1 protein-coding gene is annotated in these 2766 nt (G+C 40.0%); it reads left to right on the plus strand.

Annotated elements, in window-relative coordinates; genetic code table 11:
• On the plus strand, positions 1-2756 hold a 2756-nt coding region (locus ACJJVP_RS00025; protein WP_405409756.1), incomplete at its 5' end, for a gliding motility-associated C-terminal domain-containing protein.
• Between the last annotated feature and the right edge of the window lie 10 nt (positions 2757-2766).

The raw sequence follows: 2766 nt of genomic DNA on the forward strand, positions 1-2766 counted from the left end.
TACCAAATACAGATGGTACCGGTGGTGTAAACTATTTAGATATTGATGCAGATGATGATGGTATTCCAGATAATGTAGAGGCACAAACTACAGCGGGCTATATTGCCCCTGCAGATGCCGAGGCCACGAATGGTTTAGATACCAACTACCCTGTTGGTTTAACTCCAGAAGATACCGATGGTGATCTAATTCCTGATTATTTAGATGCAGATTCTGATGCGGATGGTATTAACGATATATTAGAAGCTGGTCAAGGTACAATTACAGATCCTTCCGCAGATGCAGATGGTGACGGACTGAACGATGCATTTGATGATACTACTTCAATATATGATGTAAACAACGATTTAGATACAGGTGCAATCGCTACAGATAACGAAGATGATTCAGATTTGACTGAGGTTGATTTCAGATCGATATTAGATCATGATCAAGATGGTATTCCAGATACGGTAGACCTTGATGACGATAACGATGGAATCTCAGATTTAGATGAAACTAATGGAATCGACCCAAGTGCAGATGATGATAATGATGGTGTTCCAAACCATTCCGATGATGATCCAAACGATCCATTAATTGGCGATGTAAACGGAACAACAGAACCGGCATTCGATTTTGACGGCGATGGTATACCAAATCACTTTGATTTAGATGGAGACAATGACGGAATCTTTGATGTGTATGAAGCTGGTAATGATGCTTTGGATACGAACAATGATGGTGTAATTGATAGCAATGATGATGGATTTTCAGATACAACTGGTAACGGTCAAGCAGATAGTTCAGAAGGTCTAACACCACTGAATAGCGATACTACCGGAAATGCAGATTTCTTAGATATCGATGCCGATGATGACGGTATTCCAGATAATGTAGAAGCACAACCAACAAATGGATATGTTGCGCCTGCCGATGCTTTTGATTTCAATGGTTTAGATACGAACTATCCTAATGGCTTAAGACCTGAGGATACTGATACGGATTTAATTCCAGATTATCTAGATGCAGATTCTGATAATGATGGTAATTCAGATGCAATAGAAGCTGGTCAAGGTACAATGACTGATCCATTGGCAGATTCTGACGGAGATGGTCTTAATGATGCTTATGATGATACGCCAGGACTAGATGTTAATAACGATTTGGATACAGGTGCCATTGCAACGGATAACGAAGATGATGCTGATTTAACTCAGGTAGATTTTAGAGATATCCTAGATTATGATAAAGATGGTATTCCCGATACAATAGATCTTGATGACGATAACGATGGTATCTCAGATTTAGATGAAGCCAATGGAGTCGACCCAAGTGCCGATGACGATAACGATGGTGTTCCTAACCATTCTGATGATGATCCAAACGACCCATTAATTGGAGATGTAAACGGAACAACGGAACCAGCGTTCGATTTTGACGGTGATGGAATTCCTAATCACTTTGATATTGATTCAGATAATGATGGTATTACAGATGTAGTGGAAGCCGGTAACGGTGCACTTGATACAAATGCAGATGGCGTTATTGATGCTGATGATACTGGTTTTTCTGACGCAAATACAGATGGTCAAGCAGATAGTTCAGAAGGAACGGTTCCACCAAATACAGATGGTACAGGAGAAGCTGACTACTTGGATATCGATGCGGATGACGATGGTATTCCAGATAATGTAGAAGCACAGCCTACCTTAGCGTATGTTGTTCCTGCCGATGCTTTTGATGAAGCAGGACTGGATATCAACTACCCAGGTGGATTAATTCCAGAAGATACGGATGGTGATGGAACTCCAGATTACTTAGATCTTGATTCTGAAGATGATGGTGTTCTAGATGTTGATGAAGCAGGTCAAGGTACCTTTGCGGGTGTTGATTCTGATGCAGACGGATTGGATGACGGCTTTGACGATACACCAGGTCTTGATATAAACAATGATTTAGATACAGGCGCCGATGGTACGGATAATGATGACGATGATACTACACCAGAAGTGGACTTTAGAGAAATTGGTGATAGCGATGGTGATGGTGTACTGGATACGCAAGAAGAAGCAGACGGTACAGATAAGAATGACCCTTGTGATTACATAATAGAGAATGTTACTTTAGCTTTCTCAGGTGATTACTTAGTTGCCGATTGTGATGGTGATGGTGTAATTAATAGTCAAGAAATTGATGATAATACCAATCCAGAAGATCCTTGTGATTTTATTGACAATAATATTACCGTTGAACAAGGCGGTGATTATTTGATTTCTGATTGTGATAATGATGGTTTGACTACCTCGCAAGAAGAAGCCATTGGTACAGACCCAGATGTAGCAGATACCGATGGAGACACGATACCAGACGGTCAAGAGATTGAAGACGGTACGGATCCATTGAATCCATGTGACTCGTTAAACGGTATACCTACTTTAGAAGCAGGTTGTGATTCAGAATTGGTAGAAACTGGTATTTCTGTTATTAATGAAATCATAACACCAGATAATGATGGTATCAATGATGAATTCTTGATAGAGAATATCGAGTCGTTCCCTAGCAACACGGTACAGATATATAATCGATGGGGTGTTATAGTGTATGAGATGATCGGTTACAATAATGTTACGAATACCTTTCAAGGTGTTTCTAATGGTAGAGCTACGATAAACCAAGATTCCGAGTTACCGGTTGGCGTGTATTTCTATGTGATCAAGTATAATAACAACGGGGATAACTTGGACAAGTCGGGTTACCTATACATAAACAGATAAAAAAATCTCT

It is taken from the genome of Maribacter sp. Asnod1-A12 (assembly GCF_045063735.1).
GTDB lineage: Bacteria > Bacteroidota > Bacteroidia > Flavobacteriales > Flavobacteriaceae > Maribacter.